At 61.2% G+C, this 15017-nt stretch carries 15 protein-coding genes; 11 read left to right on the forward strand and 4 right to left on the reverse strand.

Annotated elements, in window-relative coordinates; translation table 11 throughout:
• Positions 1–8: 8 nt before the first annotated feature.
• The 4 genes from FHJ80_RS06655 (at position 9) to FHJ80_RS06670 (ending at position 4597) form a co-directional block, all read left to right on the forward strand.
• Positions 9–587, forward strand: a complete 579-nt coding sequence (locus tag FHJ80_RS06655) for a UPF0149 family protein (protein ID WP_139526198.1) — start codon at positions 9–11, stop codon at positions 585–587.
• A 23-nt stretch (positions 588–610) separates the two neighbouring features.
• Positions 611–1948, forward strand: a complete 1338-nt coding sequence (pepP, locus tag FHJ80_RS06660; RefSeq protein ID WP_139526199.1) for a Xaa-Pro aminopeptidase — start codon at positions 611–613, stop codon at positions 1946–1948.
• A 90-nt stretch (positions 1949–2038) separates the two neighbouring features.
• Positions 2039–3277, forward strand: a complete 1239-nt coding sequence (gene ubiH, locus FHJ80_RS06665) for a 2-octaprenyl-6-methoxyphenyl hydroxylase (protein WP_139526200.1) — start codon at positions 2039–2041, stop codon at positions 3275–3277.
• Positions 3278–3340: 63 nt separating this feature from the next.
• The gene (locus FHJ80_RS06670) at positions 3341–4597 is read left to right on the forward strand and encodes a UbiH/UbiF/VisC/COQ6 family ubiquinone biosynthesis hydroxylase (RefSeq protein WP_139526201.1); all 1257 of its coding nucleotides are present in this window, start codon (positions 3341–3343) and stop codon (positions 4595–4597) included.
• Here FHJ80_RS06670 and FHJ80_RS06675 read toward each other — a convergent pair.
• From FHJ80_RS06675 to gpmI, 3 genes are all read right to left on the reverse strand, one after another.
• A complete protein-coding gene (locus tag FHJ80_RS06675; RefSeq protein ID WP_139526202.1) occupies positions 4594–5895 on the reverse strand; it encodes a S41 family peptidase in 1302 nt (433 codons plus the stop codon). The genes FHJ80_RS06670 and FHJ80_RS06675 overlap by 4 nt on opposite strands.
• A gap of 117 nt (positions 5896–6012) precedes the next feature.
• Entirely contained in the window at positions 6013–7155 is a 1143-nt protein-coding gene (locus FHJ80_RS06680; RefSeq protein WP_139526203.1) for a murein hydrolase activator EnvC, read from the reverse strand.
• Positions 7155–8717 carry a 2,3-bisphosphoglycerate-independent phosphoglycerate mutase gene (gene gpmI / locus FHJ80_RS06685; protein WP_139526204.1) on the reverse strand — a complete coding sequence of 521 codons (1563 nt, stop codon included), beginning with the start codon at positions 8715–8717 and terminating at the stop codon, positions 7155–7157. Before gpmI ends, FHJ80_RS06680 begins: the two co-directional genes overlap by 1 nt.
• Positions 8718–8971: 254 nt before the next feature.
• Between gpmI and FHJ80_RS06690 the strand changes: the two genes are divergently transcribed.
• The 7 genes from FHJ80_RS06690 to ruvX all read left to right on the forward strand — a co-directional run bounded on the left by FHJ80_RS06690 (position 8972) and on the right by ruvX (position 13715).
• The gene (locus tag FHJ80_RS06690) at positions 8972–9394 is read left to right on the forward strand and encodes a rhodanese-like domain-containing protein (protein WP_139526205.1); all 423 of its coding nucleotides are present in this window, start codon (positions 8972–8974) and stop codon (positions 9392–9394) included.
• A gap of 63 nt (positions 9395–9457) precedes the next feature.
• Positions 9458–9967, forward strand: coding sequence for a protein-export chaperone SecB (gene secB / locus FHJ80_RS06695; RefSeq protein ID WP_139526206.1), 510 nt, complete (start codon positions 9458–9460; stop codon positions 9965–9967).
• Positions 9968–9970: 3 nt separating this feature from the next.
• On the forward strand, positions 9971–10738 hold the full coding sequence (locus tag FHJ80_RS06700; RefSeq protein ID WP_139526207.1) for a 16S rRNA (uracil(1498)-N(3))-methyltransferase: 768 nt from the start codon (positions 9971–9973) through the stop codon (positions 10736–10738).
• A gap of 137 nt (positions 10739–10875) precedes the next feature.
• Positions 10876–11580 carry a S1 RNA-binding domain-containing protein gene (locus FHJ80_RS06705; protein WP_139526208.1) on the forward strand — a complete coding sequence of 235 codons (705 nt, stop codon included), beginning with the start codon at positions 10876–10878 and terminating at the stop codon, positions 11578–11580.
• 69 nt (positions 11581–11649) lie between these two features.
• Positions 11650–12606 carry a glutathione synthase gene (gene gshB, locus FHJ80_RS06710; RefSeq protein ID WP_139526209.1) on the forward strand — a complete coding sequence of 319 codons (957 nt, stop codon included), beginning with the start codon at positions 11650–11652 and terminating at the stop codon, positions 12604–12606.
• A gap of 67 nt (positions 12607–12673) precedes the next feature.
• Positions 12674–13231 (forward strand): YqgE/AlgH family protein, encoded by a 558-nt coding sequence (locus tag FHJ80_RS06715; protein WP_139526210.1) that lies wholly within the window; start codon positions 12674–12676, stop codon positions 13229–13231.
• 28 nt (positions 13232–13259) lie between these two features.
• Positions 13260–13715 (forward strand): Holliday junction resolvase RuvX, encoded by a 456-nt coding sequence (ruvX, locus tag FHJ80_RS06720; RefSeq protein ID WP_139526211.1) that lies wholly within the window; start codon positions 13260–13262, stop codon positions 13713–13715.
• A 5-nt stretch (positions 13716–13720) separates the two neighbouring features.
• Here ruvX and pyrB read toward each other — a convergent pair whose 3' ends face one another.
• Entirely contained in the window at positions 13721–14746 is a 1026-nt protein-coding gene (pyrB, locus tag FHJ80_RS06725) for an aspartate carbamoyltransferase (RefSeq protein WP_139526262.1), read from the reverse strand.
• Between the last annotated feature and the right edge of the window lie 271 nt (positions 14747–15017).

Below are 15017 nucleotides of genomic sequence, written 5' to 3' on the forward strand. Positions count from 1 at the left end.
CAAGAATCATGTCATTGATTGACGAACGGCAGGATTTTTCTGACGTAGCGGATGTATTTTTACTCCACGGCAGTATGCAGTCTCCTGCCTTTCTGGACGGACGGCTGTGCGGCTTGTTGGCACTGCGGGATGTCACTGCCGACGCATGGCTGGAAGAAGTGTGTCTAAGCCTGGGGGTCGAGCAACCCCGTGATCAGGCTAGCGCCGAGCGCCTGTTGGGCTGGCGCCGCCAGACGTTGGAAGCGCTGAGCGCGAGCGACATGAATTACGCACCGCTGCTGCCCGACGAGCTGTTCTCTCTTGCCGAGCAGGCGCAAGGGCTGAAAGAGTGGACGTTGGGCTTCATGGAAGTCATCGAGGACGTCGTCGACGACGCGCTTCGGGAGCGCTGGTCGCAGACCTTGAAAGAAGCGATCGATGATCTGGAAGGCCTCGGCCAGATCGAGACCGACATCGACGATAGCCCGGAGAACGAGAACGACCTGTTTGCGCTGACGGAACACGCGCGAATGGCGGCCATGTTGCTCTACACCGAACAGCATCCCGGTCAGCCCCAAGTAGAGCAAACCGACGCCCCCGTTCATTGAGCCACCACGCGATAGGAGCCGTTATGCCCAAGCCATTGCCTCGCCCTGCTGCCATTTCGCCTGAAGAGTACCGTCAGCGCCGAGCGTCGCTGCTGGCCAAGCTGCCAAGCCATGCGGCGCTGCTGGTGCCTGGGGCGTCCTTGGTGACTCGCTCCCACGACAGCGAGTACCCGTTCCGCCAGCAGAGCGACTTTTACTATTTGACCGGCTTTCAGGAGCCGGACGCGCTACTGGTGCTGTTGCCGGGCCGTGGCGAAGGGCAAAGCGTGGTGTTCTGCCAAGATCGCGACCCCCATCTGGAAGCTTGGACCGGCCGTCGGCTAGGGGCTCAGGGCGTTGTCAGCCAGCATGGTCTCGACCAGGCATTCGAAAATGCCGAGCGCGACGCACGGCTACCCTCGCTGCTCGAAGGTCTTGAGCTGCTCTATGCGCCGCTGGATAACCCCGACGCGCTGGGCATTGCCAAAGAAGCGCTGGCTCAGGCTCAGTCGGGTATGCGTCGGGGCAAACCGCCGTTGAAGGGTTGGTTGGATAGCCGCCCGCTGATTCACGAAATGCGCCTGATCAAAAGCCCCGCCGAAATTGCGCTTTTGCGCCATGCGGCGGCGATTTCCGCTCAGGCCCATGTTCGCGCCATGCGCACCTGCCAGGCAGGAGTGTATGAGTATCAGCTCCAGGCCGAGCTGGAACACACCTTTGTTTGGCACGGGGCTAGCGGGCCAGCCTACAGCACTATCGTGGGCGGCGGGGCCAATGCCTGCGTGCTGCACTATATTGAAAACAGCGATGTGCTGGAAGAGAACACGCTCGTACTGATCGATGCTGGGGCGGAATTCGATCTCTACGCAGGCGACATCACACGCACCTTTCCGGTCGGTGGGCGCTTCAACGACGCCCAGCGGGAACTCTACCACGTGGTGTTAGGCGCACAGGAGCGGGCGGTGAAAGCCATTGCTCCAGGCGCTACGCTAGCAGATATCCACCAAGGCGTTGTGGAGGACCTTACCGCTGGCCTCATCGAGGTAGGCCTGCTGACGGGCGACGTGCAAGCGCGTATCGATGACGAGAGCTACCGGCGCTTCTACCTTCACTCCACGTCTCACTGGTTAGGACTGGATGTGCACGACGTAGGTACCTATCGCCTCGATGAGGCCACACCACGGCCACTGATGCCAGGCATGGTGCTGACCGTCGAACCCGGTCTTTACATTCCCTGCGACGACGATATTCCAGAAGCTTATCGCGGTATCGGCATTCGTATCGAGGATAACGTAGTGGTCACCGAACAGGGCCATGACATTTTGACCGCCGACGTACCGAAGCAGGTGGAAGATATCGAGAAACTAATGGCTAATAAATAATCAGCTTCGTTAGACGCCTGGAAGTTTATGTAATCTACATTACGGAATTACGAATCGCTGTGGTCGCGCTGTATGAAGGAGGAGAGGCCAATGTATAGGGCTGAGCAGGAATCACGTCCACAAGCGCCGTCGCCCACCCATGACGTCGTGATCGTGGGCGGTGGGTTGGTGGGGGCCAGTTTGGGCTGTGCATTGGCACCGCTCATCGAGCGCTATGGCTGGCGGGTCGCCATCATCGAAGCCAATGCGCTATCGCAAAGTACGGAAGGCGCGACGTGGCAACCGAGCTTCGATGCCCGGGCGAGTGCCATCGCCGAAGGCTCGGCCCAGCGCTTTCGTCAGCTAGGGGTGTGGGAAGCGATGCAGGCCGAGGCCACGCCGATTCAGCGTATCCATATCAGCGAGCGGGGCCGGTTGGGCGCGACGCGCCTCAATGCGCAAGAGCTAGGCGTTGCTGCCTTGGGGCACGTGATTCCCAATGCCTGGATGGGGCGAGTGCTGCATCAGAAGCTGCAGCAACTGCCTATCGAGTGGCACTGTCCGGCCACGGTGGCACGGTTAACGCCCACGGCCAGCGGCCACCATTTACGGCTTTCCGATGGCAGTGAGCTGACGGCGGCGTTGACCATTTTGGCCGATGGCGGCCGCTCTGGGTTGAAAGAGCAGCTCGGTATCGCCAGTCGCCGCCACTCTTATGAACAAACCGCCGTGATTGCCCATGTGGGCATCAGTCAGCCCCACCAGGGCATTGCCTACGAGCGCTTTACCTCGGAAGGACCCATTGCACTACTGCCGTTGCCAGGTCAAGCCATGGAGCTGGTCTGGACGCACGCCAGCGGTAGCGAAACCGCTCGAATGGCGCTGTCTGACGCGGCGTTCTTGAGAGCGCTTCAGCGGGCGTTCGGCGACCGGGTCGGCCGATTTACCAAGGTGGGCCAGCGGTTTAGCTATCCGCTCTCGCTAGTGACCGCGGAGGAGCCCGTGCGGCCCGGCTTGGCTGTGTTAGGCAATGCCGCCCATGCGCTGCATCCTGTGGCAGGCCAAGGCTTCAACCTGGCGCTGCGCTCGGTGATGGATTTGGTCGAAGCCCTTGCCCAAGGTGCCGAGCAGCAGCGCGCCCTGGGAGATATGGCGACGCTGCAGGCGTTCGAGCGACGCCGAGCTCAAGACCGCGCCAACGTGATTCGTTTTAGCGATGGCTTGGTGCGCCTGTTTGGCTACTCGCTGCCGCTGCTACCGCACGCGCGGGGAGCAGGGCTGATAGGCCTCAATTTGATCGGCCCGCTGCGCCGCCGTTTGGCACGCCGAGCTATGGGGCTAGAACGCTGATGCGCGGCGACAGCGCACGAATCCCTCAACGATGGCTCTCATCTACCCAAGCCAAGGAGTGTTATGACTACGTCAGCAGACGCGGCTAAGCCTTCCATCATCCCTTTCGATGCCGTGATCGTAGGAGCGGGCATGGTGGGCACGGCGCTGGCCGGGCTATTGGCCGAGGCGGGTATGCAGGTGGCGCTAGTAGAAGCCAAGCCGTCACCGCTGCGCTTGCAGGATGTGGCCGACGGAGTTCCCGCCCCACGCGTTAGCGCACTGACGCCGGTGTCACAGCGGCTGCTCACCCATTTGGGGGCTTGGCCCGCCATGGAGGCGGCGCGCGTCACACCTTACCGGTACATGGAGGTGTGGGATGCCGAGGGCAGCGGTCGTATTCGTTTTTCGGCCGACGAGGCAGGCACCGCCACGCTGGGGCACATCGTCGAGAACGAGGTGACGCTGGCGGCGCTTAACGAGCAAGTGGCCAAGCAGCCGACGTTGACGCGGTTGGATGGTGTGCGGGTGGAGGCGCTGCAAACCACGGCGCGTGGCCGCTGGCTGGTGCTCGACGATGGCAGGCAGCTACAGACGCCGCTGCTCGTCGCCGCCGATGGCGCGCGCTCTGCGCTACGAGCGCTAGCGGGCATCCCGGTGGCCGAGGAGTCGATGGCGCAAGAGGCGGTGGTCACCACGGTGCGCTGTACTCATCCCCACGGCGGTACCGCACGACAAGCTTTCCTGGGCGGCCGTCCGCTGGCGTTCTTACCGCTCACCGTGAACGGAGACGACCGCTACTGTTCCATTGTCTGGTCCACCACGCCCGAGCATGCCCAAGGGCTGACCGAGCACTCGCCAGAAGCGCTGGGGAAGGCGCTCGGCGAGGCGTTCGAGCATCGTTTGGGGGAGGTCGTGCCTGTGGATCGTGCCTACCGTTTCCCGCTGGTCCAGCGCCACGCCCAGCATTATGTGCAGCCCAACTTCGCGTTGGTAGGTGATGCCGCCCACAGTCTGCATCCGCTGGCCGGGCAGGGCGTTAATTTGGGCTTGATGGACGCTGCGGTATTGGCGGAAGAAGTCGTTGGGGCGTGGCGGCGCGGCGCGCCCTGGGGCAACGTAACGACACTCAGCCGTTTCGAGCGTCGAAGGCGTTTGGATAACGCCACCATGCTGGGGCTGATGAAAGGCTTCAAGCAGCTGTTTGGTAGCCAGCAGCCGGTGCTGACGCTGGCGCGCAACGTCGGGATGAGCGGCATGAACAAGTTCGTACCGCTTAAGCGCTTGGTGATGCGGCAGGCGACCGGAGAGCGGGGTCGCCTGCCGATCTCCTGCCGTTAGCCGCGGCGGCGATCCACGACGTTCAGCGCTTTCAGCAAATTAAGCGCCTCGCTAAGCTGGTAGTCGTCGCGTAACCGCTGAGACATGGCGGCACGCTCGGGAGGCATGTCGCTTTGGCTACCGAGGTGTCCGTCCAAGTCCGCCTCACGAATGGCGCGTCGCGCCTCCGCCACTTCCAGGCGGCCACGCACCACTTCTACGTCGGGTTCGATACCTTGCGCCTGGATCGAGCGGCCATTGGGGGTGTAGTACAGCGCGGTTGTCAGCTTTAAGCCTTCGCCATTGCCCAGCGGCATGATCTGCTGCACGGAGCCTTTACCGAAGCTTTCTGTTCCCATGATGACACCCCGGCGCTGGTCTTGCAGGGCGCCCGCGACGATTTCCGCAGCCGACGCGCTACCGCTATTGATGAGGACCACGAGCGGCACGTCACCGGCGGGGGTGTCGGGAGACGCCGAAAACGACATCTCGGTGTCCGAAAGACGTCCTTCGGTATAGACGATGAGCCCGTCATCGAGGAACAGATCGGCCACGCCGACCGCTGCCTGCAAGACGCCGCCAGGATTATTGCGCAAATCGAGAATCAACCCTTCCAGAGGCTGCTCTCGCGCCATGCGCTCCAAGGCTCGGCGAGCCTGCTCGGGCGTGCGGGACTGGAATTGGCTAATGCGTAAATAGCCGTAGCCGGGTTCCAGCGTCTCCTGTTTGACGCTCTCACTGCGGATCACTTCACGGGTGAGGGTAAACTCCCGTGGTGCCTCTTCGCCAGAACGCAAAATCGTCAGGCGCAGCGTGGTGCCTGGCTCACCGCGCATCAGATTGACGGCTTCCTGCAGTGAGAGGCTATCGGTGGGGGTGCCATCGATGGCCACAATGATGTCCTGAGACAGCAGGCCTGCCCGGGAGGCGGGCGTGTCATCGATGGGCGTGACGACCATCAGTTGGCCATTTTGGGTGCCGACTTCGATACCGATGCCGCCAAACTCGCCTTGGGTAGACTCCCGCAGGCTTTGGTACTCCTCTTCATCCAAGTAGGCCGAATGAGGGTCGAGCTCGCTGAGCATGCCCCGCATGGCGTTACGCAGCAGCGTACGGTCGTCGACCTCTTCGACGTAGCCGCGCTTGATACGCTCGAAGACCTCGGCGAACGTTTGAATCTCTTCCAACGGCAGATCATCAGCGGCGCTGTTCGACGGCTGGGCTGCCAGAGGGAGCGGGGCCGCCAGCAGCGCGAGCGGTAGCAGGGTGGCCAATAAGCGCTTGGCAGGGGCCGATACCTCGGTAACAGATAGCGTCATGCGGACTCCGCTAGGCGAAAGGCAGTGCCAGTGGCACTGCACGGGTTGTGAGGTTCATGGTAAAGAGAGCGACAATAAAGAACGTGACTATAAAGAGAGTAGCACCAGCTTATCCCGTCAACGGCGCGCAATCCAACGTTGCGGATTAATAGGTTCTCCGCCTCGTCGCACTTCGAAATAGAGGGCGGGTCGGGATTGTCCTCCACTATTGCCCACTCGGCCTATGGCATCGCCACGACTCACCTGTTGACCGGGACGGGCGCTGAACTGTTGCAGGTGCGCATACAGCGTCATGATCTGATCGCCGTGGTCGATGATCAATAAGTTACCGAACCCTCGCATCCAGTCGGCAAACACCACACGGCCCGAATGAACCGCCGTGACCGCCGTGCCTTCGCTGGCCTGAATCACGATGCCGTTGTAGTGAACCCCGTTCCGCCGCTGAAAGCTGGCGGTGATGCTGCCTTGCACGGGCCAAGGCAAATCCCCTTGCGTGCGGGTGATGTGCGTGGTGGGCGTGGGCTCTGCCATGCGGGCCAGTTCGGCCTGAATCGCGCGGAGCTGTTGCTCGGCCTGTTCGCGACTCTGGTTCAGGTCGGCCAGTCGGTCCGCCTCGCTCCCGTAGCGGTCATCCAGCGTCTCCACCACGCCACGGCGCGCTTCGGTGCGCTCGGCGAGCAGAGCGCTTTGGGTTTCCAGCTCGTTCGCCAACGTATCCAAACGCGCTTGGCGCTCCGCCAGTGCCCGTTCGGTATCGGCAAGCGCCGTGTCCAGCCGCGCAATATCGGTGAGACGCTGCTGGCGCGCCTGCGTCAGCCGATTCAAGTAGGCCTGCATGCGGTCCAGTTCGGCAGGGTCGCTTTGATTGAGCAGCAGCTTGAGTTGGGGCGTCGGCCCTAACCGGTAGAGCGCGGCGAGCTGCTGACCGAGCGCCTGATACTGAGACTCCCGTTCGCTCTGCAAGCGTTCGCGATGTTGGCGTAATTGAGTAGTTTCATCGTTGAGTTGACGCCGCTCGGCCTGAAGTTGATCCAGCCGCTGGTGCGTCTCGGCGAGCTCGGTTTCCACGGCCTGCAGCTCGCGTTGAGCGCTATCGCGGGCTTGACCGGTCGCGCTGAGCCGCTCGGCCATGGCGTCGATCTCCTGCCCGAGCGCGTCGAGTTGCTCCCGGGCGGCGCGTTCGTTCTGCTGCGCCAAGGCGGGCTGCTGGCTCAAGGCCAGCAGCAGAGCGGCGAGGGCGAGTGGTCGCCACATGGGCATTAGGTAAAACGCAGCAGCGGCTTGCCCGTCATCGCCTCAGGCTGCGGCTGGTCCATCATGGTCAGCAGCGTGGGGGCCAGGTCGCACAGGCGGCCGTCGTCGAGCTCTGCCGCCCGCTCACCCACGTATACCAGAGGCACCACGAAGGTGGTGTGTGCGGTTTGTGGGGCGCCGGTGTCCGGGTGGACCATCTGTTCGGCATTGCCGTGATCGGCGGTAATCAGGCAGGCACCGCCTGCGCGCTCGATGGCCTCCACCACGCGACCAACGCAAATGTCGACGGTCTCGATCGCTTTCACGGCGGCATCGAAATCCCCGGTGTGGCCGACCATGTCGCCGTTGGCGTAGTTACACACCATGAGATCGAAACGGCCGCTATCGATCGCTTCAACGAGCTTGTCGGTGATCTCGAACGCACTCATTTCGGGCTTTTCGTCGTAGGTTTTGACGTCGCGAGGGGAGGGCACCAAAATGCGCTCTTCCCCTTCGTACTCGGCCTCGTTACCGCCAGAGAAGAAGAACGTTACGTGGGGGTACTTCTCCGTTTCCGCAATGCGTAACTGAGTGAGGCCGCGCTTGGCCACTACCTCACCCAGCGTATCGGTGAGATCGGTGGGCGGAAACGCGGCAGGCGCATCGATGTCGGCGGCATACTGGGTCATCATCACCAAACCATCGCCTGCCAGCGTTGGGCGTGCCTGACGTTCGAAGCCGGTAAACCCCGATTCGGTAAAGGCGCGCGTGAGTTCGCGGGCGCGGTCGGAGCGAAAATTCATAAAGATCGCCGCGTCGCCATCGTGTAACGTCACGGCATGACCGTTGACCGGCACGCTGGTTGCGGCCACGAATTCGTCGGTTTCACCGCGCTCGTAAGCATCACGCAAGCCGCTTTCCGCGCTGGTGGCCGTGTACTCCGCGTGGCCGCCGGTGAGCAACCGGTAGGCTTGCTCGACGCGCTCCCAGCGGTTGTCGCGGTCCATGGCGAAGAAGCGTCCAATGATGGAGGCGACAAAACCGTTATCGGCGCCGACGAGTTCGGATAACCGTGCGTTGGCGCGCTCGATGGACGCCAACGCGCTCTGTGGGGGCATGTCGCGACCGTCTAGAAAGGCGTGCACGTAGATGCGCTGGGCACCGCGCCGCGCTGCCAGCTCGGCCAGGGCGATGAAGTGATCTTCGTGGCTGTGCACGCCGCCTGGTGAGAGCAAGCCGAGCAGATGCACGGCGCGGCCATTGGCAACGGCGTCGTCGATCGGCTTGGTGAGCACCTCGTTGGTGTCCAGGTCGCCCTCTTCGATGGCTTTGGTGATGCGGGTGAAGTCCTGGTAAACGATGCGTCCGGCCCCCAAGTTCATATGGCCGACTTCGGAATTACCCATCTGCCCGTCGGGGAGCCCGACATGGCGGCCATCGGTATGCACGAAGGCGTGGGGACGGTTGGCCCACAGTGCGTCCATCACCGGTGTGTTGGCCGCTGCCACGGCGTTATGAGCGCTATCGGGGTTGTGGCCGTAGCCGTCTAGGATGATCAGCGCCACGGGGCGCGGTGCAGATGATGCCATGAAAGAATCCCTCTTTTGTGGGTCAGCCAAGCGACGTGAGGTACGGTTTGAAAGCCTGGCGAGGGCGGCTCTACCAGTTTTCAGACAGCACCTGATAATCGGGGTCGCGACAGGCGCGCGCTTGGGGCATCATAACGCAGGCAGCCGTCGGGCGTCATGGCCTGCGCGGTATGCCCTGTGACGTGTATACTCGTCGTGTTTCTGAGGGCGGCTAGGCCGCTTTTTTCTGCATAGACCAAGAGATTGTGTTCGCGATGATCGATCAGCTGTTCGAATTCGTAATGAACCACCCCCTCCTCGTGGGGGCATTTTTGCTGGTGCTCATAGCGTGGATCGTTTATGAAACGCGCAGCGCCGCTTCGAATGCGGTGTCCTCCACGCAGGCCACTCAGCTCATCAACCGTGAAGATGCGGTAGTGCTGGACATTCGTGAGAGCAAAGACTTCAAAGCCGGGCATATCGCTGGCGCTCGCAATATTCCCCAAAGCAGCCTCGACAGCCGCATGAGCGAGCTGGATAAAGTGAAAAGCCAGCCAATCATCGTGGTGTGCAAGCATGGCCAAAGCTCTGGCGCTGCCCAAGCGAAGCTCGCCAAAGCCGGATTCGAGCGGGCGATGAAGCTGCGTGGTGGCATGGCGCAGTGGCAGGCGGATGGCCTCCCGGTGGTCAAGAAGTAAACGAGAGCATACGTCGCGGTAACGCCGCACCTTTTTTAATGGAAGAACGATTAGGAGTATCCCATGGCGGAAGATAACAACACCCCGCAGGCAGGCGCCGCAGAAGGCGAAAAACCTCAGCTGAAATTCTCGTTACAGCGTATCTACGTGAAAGACATCTCTTTCGAAGCGCCGAACTCTCCCTCCGTGTTCAAGCAAGCGTTCAAGCCCAAGGTCAACCTGGACCTCAACACCACCAGCCAGAAAGTGGCCGACGACCAGTACGAAGTCGTGGTGAAAGTGACCGCGCAGGTCAACGACAGCGAAACCGGCACGACCTCGTTCTTGGCGGAAGTCGAGCAGGCGGGCCTGTTCCGTATTGCGGGTATCGAAGGCGCGCAGCTCGATCAGACATTGGGTGCGTTCTGCCCCAATCTGCTGTTCCCGTATGCCCGTGAGTGCGTCGATAACCTGGTCAACCGTGGCGGTTTCCCGCCGCTGATGCTGGCACCGGTCAACTTCGAAGCCATGTATGCCCAGCGCAAGCAGCGCGAAGCGCAGCAGGCTAGCCAAGCGGCTGAGAACACGCACTAAGCCATGTCGGACACGCTGACCGCCGCCGATTGGCAGGCCCGACACGGTAAAATGCCCCGTCTCTATGTGCCTGCCGAGCTGTTGGCGGGCACGACGCTAGCGCTGCCCGACGGCCCGGCCAAGCACGTGACTCGCGTGCTGCGTATGGGCGAAGGCGCGCCGCTGATCGTATTCGACGGCCGTGGCCAAGAAGCAGGCGTGCGGTTAGCCGAGGTGAGCCGCAAGCAGACGACCGTGACCGTGGAAGCGGTATGGGCGGGTAGCGGCGAGTCACCGCTGGCGGTGCATCTTGGGCAAGCGATTTCCAAGGGCGATCGCATGGATTACGCCATTCAAAAAGCCGTCGAACTCGGCGTGGCGGCGATTACCCCGCTCTATACCGAGCGGGGCGATGTACGTTTGAAAGGCGACCGTGAAGAAAAGAAGCTGGCGCATTGGCAGGCCGTGGCGGCCAGCGCCTGCGAGCAGAGCGGCCGGGCGGTAGTGCCACCCGTGCACCCCCCGCAGACGTTAGGCGAGTGGCTGGCCGAGCGCCAGGAGCCCCTGCGCTTGATGCTGCACCTAGCGACGGGTAATGGCTTTGCTCAGTCAGAGTGCCCGGCGTCTGCCGCGCTGCTGATCGGCCCGGAGGGCGGCTTGAGCGAGGCAGATATTCAGGCCGCGACCGCCAGCCACTTTATGCCTCTGACGCTGGGCCCGCGTGTGCTGCGTACGGAAACGGCCCCTGTCGTTGCGCTAACGCTTCTACAGCATCACTTCGGCGATATGTAAGCGCTTACTATCAAGCCGCTGCCGTGTTTGCTTCGGCAGCGGTTTTTTGTACCTGGCGCTCTCTTCATCCGACGCCGCTTTGCCTAGCTTTGGCAAGGTACCATAATGACGTTCTACTTCCAGTAAGGACAGCACCCATGGTCCGTGAATCACACGCCACCCCTCGATCTGTCAGCGATGCGTCGGCCCAGCTGGGCGATGTGGCCTATTTAACCGTGACGGCGGTGAATAGTACCGGAGCCTTTTTGCGCTGGGGGCAGCCCAAAGACGTGCTGCTGCCTTACAGCGAACAGCGTTTTCGCCCCGACCCTGGCAAGCGGGTGTTGGTGATGCTGTACAGTGACGATCAGGGGCGCCCGGTCGCTACCATGCGCCTCGATCGTTTTCTGACGGATGACGCCTGGGCGTTAGAGAAGGGCGACGAAGTCGATTTGGTAGTGGCCGACCGCACGGACCTAGGCATGAAAGTGGTGGTCAATCACCGCTATTGGGGTTTGATCTATCAGGACGACATTACCCAGCCGCTGCGTCGTGGGCAGTCGCTAAAAGGCTTTGTGAAACAGCGCCGCGAGGATGGTCGCGTGGATATCTCGCTGCTACCGCCCGGCGCGGCACGCCTGGACGTCGTGGGGGATAAAGTGCTGAAGGCGCTGCGCGAAAGCGGCGGCTATTTACCGTTAGGTGATAAAAGTTCGGCGCACGATATCAAAACGCGACTGGGCGTGAGCAAAAGCGCGTATAAACAGGCGATTGGCCGACTCTATAAACAGCAGTTGATCACCCTGGCGCCGGATGCGATCCGCCTGGTACCCGGTGCGCTCTCCGATACGTCGGATCAATAGCCGCGGTTGGAGCCGTGCCTGCAGTGCGGCATACTGATGACTTATTGATCCTGCATGGACTGTATTTCGATGAGCCAATCAACGTTGCACCTCGGTGTGGTGATGGATCCCATCAGCGACATCGCGTACAAGAAAGACACTACCTTGGCCATGCTGTGGGCTGCCCAAGAGCGTGGCTACACGCTTCACTATATGGAGCAGGAGGATCTTTTCTTGCAAGCGGGCCAGGCCTATGCGCGGATGCGCCCTCTCACAGTGCACCGAAACCCCGAACACTGGTACGACCTAGGCGAGGCGACTCAACGCCCGCTGGCCGAACTGGACGTAGTGCTGATGCGGAAAGACCCGCCGGTGGATGCCGAATTCATCAACGCGGTGCATCTGCTGGGCTTTGCCGAGCGTGAGGGCGTGTTGATCGTCAATCCCACGGCAGCCCTGCTACAGTGTAACGAGAAGCTCTTTGCCCAGCAGTTTCCCCAGTGCTGCGCGCCGACGGTCGTCGCCAGCCGCGATGACGTGCTGCGCGCGTTCCATGCCGAGCATGGCGATGTGATCTTCAAGCCGCTCGATGGCATGGGGGGTACAGGAATTTTTCATATCGGCCCCGAGGGCCGCAACATTGGCGCGGTGATCGAGCAGCTGACGCTGCGCGGTCAGCGTCAAATCATGGCCCAGCGCTATCTGCCGGCCATAAAGGATGGCGATACGCGGATTCTCTTGGTCGATGGGGAACCGGTGCCGTTTGGCCTTGCGCGCATTCCCTCGGCGGGCGAAACCCGCGGCAACCTGGCTGCCGGCGGGCGCGGCGTGAGTCGCGAACTGACCGAACGCGACCACTGGTTGATTCAGCAGGTGCAGCCGATGATTCGCGAGAAAGGACTGATGTTCGTCGGTTTGGACGTGATTGGCGACTATATCACCGAAATCAACGTGACGAGCCCTACCTGTGTTCGTGAAATCGACGACCAGCGCGGCACCGACATTGCCGGAATGCTGCTGGACGCGATCGAGCGTCGCTTGGCTTAACCGGTGACGGCTCAACCCGCCCTATGACGCAAGGCTTGCCGAGCGATTGGCAAGCCGCAGGAGACGCATGCAAAGTTTAAAACACCACTTTTTGATGGCGATGCCCCACTTGGAAGACCCCAACTTCGCGGGCAGCCTGATTTATCTATGTGATCACGACCACAACGGCTGCATGGGCGTGATCGTCAATCGCCCGATGGAAATCACCCTGGATGCGCTGTTCGAGCAGCTTTCATTGGGAGGCGACGACAGCCCCTACCGCAATGCGCCGGTCTACTACGGTGGCCCGATGCATAAAGATCGCGGCTTCATTCTCCATGTTGGCGACAGTCAGGCGTGGGACTCCAGCGTTCAGGTGGAAGACGGCATTGCCCTGACGACCTCCATGGATATCCTCCAAGCGCTTGCCGATGGTAACGGACCTGAGCACTTCTTAGTATGCTTGGGCTGTGCCGGTTGGGATGTGGGTCAATTAGAGGATGAGTTGAAAGAGAACGCCTGGCTCACCGTAGAGGGCCACAGCAACGTGCTTTTTGATACGCCACCGGCTGAACGTCTTGCGGCCGCTGCAGGTATCCTTGGGGTCGACCTAAACCTCATGACACGCAATGCAGGGCACGCGTGAGCGTGTGGCTGGATGAGGCGTAAGACGCATGGCAAGTAACGGGCAGCGTCTGATCTTGGCATTTGATTTTGGAACGCGGCGCATCGGCGTGGCCGTGGGCAACGAGCTGCTTCACAGTGCGCGGGAGCTGGCGCCGCTGCCTGCGCGTGACGGTATACCCGACTGGAACGTGGTCACGCGCCTCATCGACGAGTGGCAGCCCGATCTGTTCGTCGTCGGCTTGCCGCTCAATATGGATGGCAGCGAGTCGCTCATGAGCACGCGGGCGCGCAAGTTCGGCAACCGTTTGCATGGTCGCTACGGCAAACCATGCGAAATGGTCGATGAGCGTGGTTCCACCCAAGAAGCCAAGCGAATTGCCCACGGGGCGGGGCACCGAGGGAATTACCGAGAAGAGAGCGTGGATGGCATTGCGGCGGTGCTGATTTTGGAAGGCTGGTTCGCCCACCAGGAAGGCCTTCCCGGCGGGCGCACGACACATTAACGCGATTAGCGGTCCAGCGTGCCGGTTTGTGATGGCACAAACCAACGCACGGGCCGCAGATCCTTTTCAATCAACTCGTCTACTTTTAGCAGCGTGGCAAAGATCGCCATCCGCATGGGAATACCGTTATCGGTTTGGCGGAAAATCGCCAGCCGAGGGTCGCCGTTCAAATCGACGTTCAAGTCGTTGGCGCCCGGGCGGCTATCACGGGGCAACGGGTGCATCACGATCGTGCTTTGGCTGCAACGCTGGTCAAGAAAATCACGATTGACCATGAAGTCATCGGAGAGCCCCTGGAAGCTCTCGTTCATCTCATCGGTAAAACGCTCCTTCTGAATACGTGTGGTGTACACCACGTCCAGGTCGCTGAAATCGCTGGCCAGCGAGTCCCGCTGTTCGACGCGGTGACCGCGCGACGTCACTAGATCGATCAGATGGGTGGGCATCTCCAACCCCGGTGGGGACACCAGCGTTATGCGCAGCGGGTCATAGAGCGACAGCAGCTTGATGAGCGAATGCACCGTACGCCCGTACTTCAAATCACCGGTCAACAGAATGTGTGCCCCGCTCAAGCGCTTGCCCAACCGCTGAAACTCCTTATCGATCGTATAGAGATCCAACAGTGCCTGACTGGGATGTTCGCCTGGGCCGTCGCCACCGTTGATGACCGGAACGTGAGTTGCCGCAGCAAATTCGGCGACCGACCCTTGGTCAGGGTGACGCATGACGATGGCATCGCAGTAACCGCTCATGACGCGGCTGGTGTCGTACAGCGACTCGCCTTTCGCCATGGACGAGAAGGTAAAGCCCGTGGTGTCGCATACGCTTCCCCCCAGTCGGCAGAAGGCGGCATTGAAGCTCACCCGCGTACGGGTGCTCGCCTCGAAAAACAAATTGCCCAGAACCGCTCCTTCCAGCACCCGCGTCACCTGACGGCGACTCGCAATCGGCTCCATGCGAGCTGCTACGCGCAATAGGTGATCGACGCTATCGCGGTTTAATGAATCGACAGTTAATAGGTGCTGGCTCATCATGGACCTCATCATTAGTGGGCGTGGGTGAAGGTGGCCGCCGTATAAAGCGCTAAGTGTAACCGCCAAACCAGACGTGCCGAAGCGGTTTCCGCCCCCTGATATGAGAGAACAGATGATCTGGCCGAGACTTTTTTCGACTATTAGATAATTAGCCCTTGCCAACCCGGCTTTGAGCCCGTAAAGTACGCATCCGCTGCCGGGGACGCCCAGCGTTACCAGCGGTGATGAGGTTGGAAAACCTCTTGTTTGTCAGGAAGTTAGAGTTCTG

This window comes from Halomonas sp. BL6 (genome assembly GCF_006228115.1).
Lineage (GTDB): Bacteria > Pseudomonadota > Gammaproteobacteria > Pseudomonadales > Halomonadaceae > Vreelandella > Vreelandella piezotolerans.

What these genes read in the sequence shown, in the direction of transcription:
- pyrB (WP_139526262.1), bottom strand. Translation starts at nt 14,746, where the DNA reads ATGAGCCAGCACCTATTAACTGTCGATTCATTAAACCGCGATAGCGTC.
- secB (WP_139526206.1), top strand. Translation starts at nt 9,458, where the DNA reads ATGGCGGAAGATAACAACACCCCGCAGGCAGGCGCCGCAGAAGGCGAA.
- ubiH (WP_139526200.1), top strand. Translation starts at nt 2,039, where the DNA reads ATGTATAGGGCTGAGCAGGAATCACGTCCACAAGCGCCGTCGCCCACC.
- FHJ80_RS06680 (WP_139526203.1), bottom strand. Translation starts at nt 7,155, where the DNA reads ATGCCCATGTGGCGACCACTCGCCCTCGCCGCTCTGCTGCTGGCCTTG.
- FHJ80_RS06700 (WP_139526207.1), top strand. Translation starts at nt 9,971, where the DNA reads ATGTCGGACACGCTGACCGCCGCCGATTGGCAGGCCCGACACGGTAAA.
- gpmI (WP_139526204.1), bottom strand. Translation starts at nt 8,717, where the DNA reads ATGGCATCATCTGCACCGCGCCCCGTGGCGCTGATCATCCTAGACGGC.
- ruvX (WP_139526211.1), top strand. Translation starts at nt 13,260, where the DNA reads ATGGCAAGTAACGGGCAGCGTCTGATCTTGGCATTTGATTTTGGAACG.
- FHJ80_RS06655 (WP_139526198.1), top strand. Translation starts at nt 9, where the DNA reads ATGTCATTGATTGACGAACGGCAGGATTTTTCTGACGTAGCGGATGTA.
- FHJ80_RS06690 (WP_139526205.1), top strand. Translation starts at nt 8,972, where the DNA reads ATGATCGATCAGCTGTTCGAATTCGTAATGAACCACCCCCTCCTCGTG.
- pepP (WP_139526199.1), top strand. Translation starts at nt 611, where the DNA reads ATGCCCAAGCCATTGCCTCGCCCTGCTGCCATTTCGCCTGAAGAGTAC.
- FHJ80_RS06705 (WP_139526208.1), top strand. Translation starts at nt 10,876, where the DNA reads ATGGTCCGTGAATCACACGCCACCCCTCGATCTGTCAGCGATGCGTCG.
- FHJ80_RS06715 (WP_139526210.1), top strand. Translation starts at nt 12,674, where the DNA reads ATGCAAAGTTTAAAACACCACTTTTTGATGGCGATGCCCCACTTGGAA.
- FHJ80_RS06675 (WP_139526202.1), bottom strand. Translation starts at nt 5,895, where the DNA reads ATGACGCTATCTGTTACCGAGGTATCGGCCCCTGCCAAGCGCTTATTG.
- gshB (WP_139526209.1), top strand. Translation starts at nt 11,650, where the DNA reads ATGAGCCAATCAACGTTGCACCTCGGTGTGGTGATGGATCCCATCAGC.
- FHJ80_RS06670 (WP_139526201.1), top strand. Translation starts at nt 3,341, where the DNA reads ATGACTACGTCAGCAGACGCGGCTAAGCCTTCCATCATCCCTTTCGAT.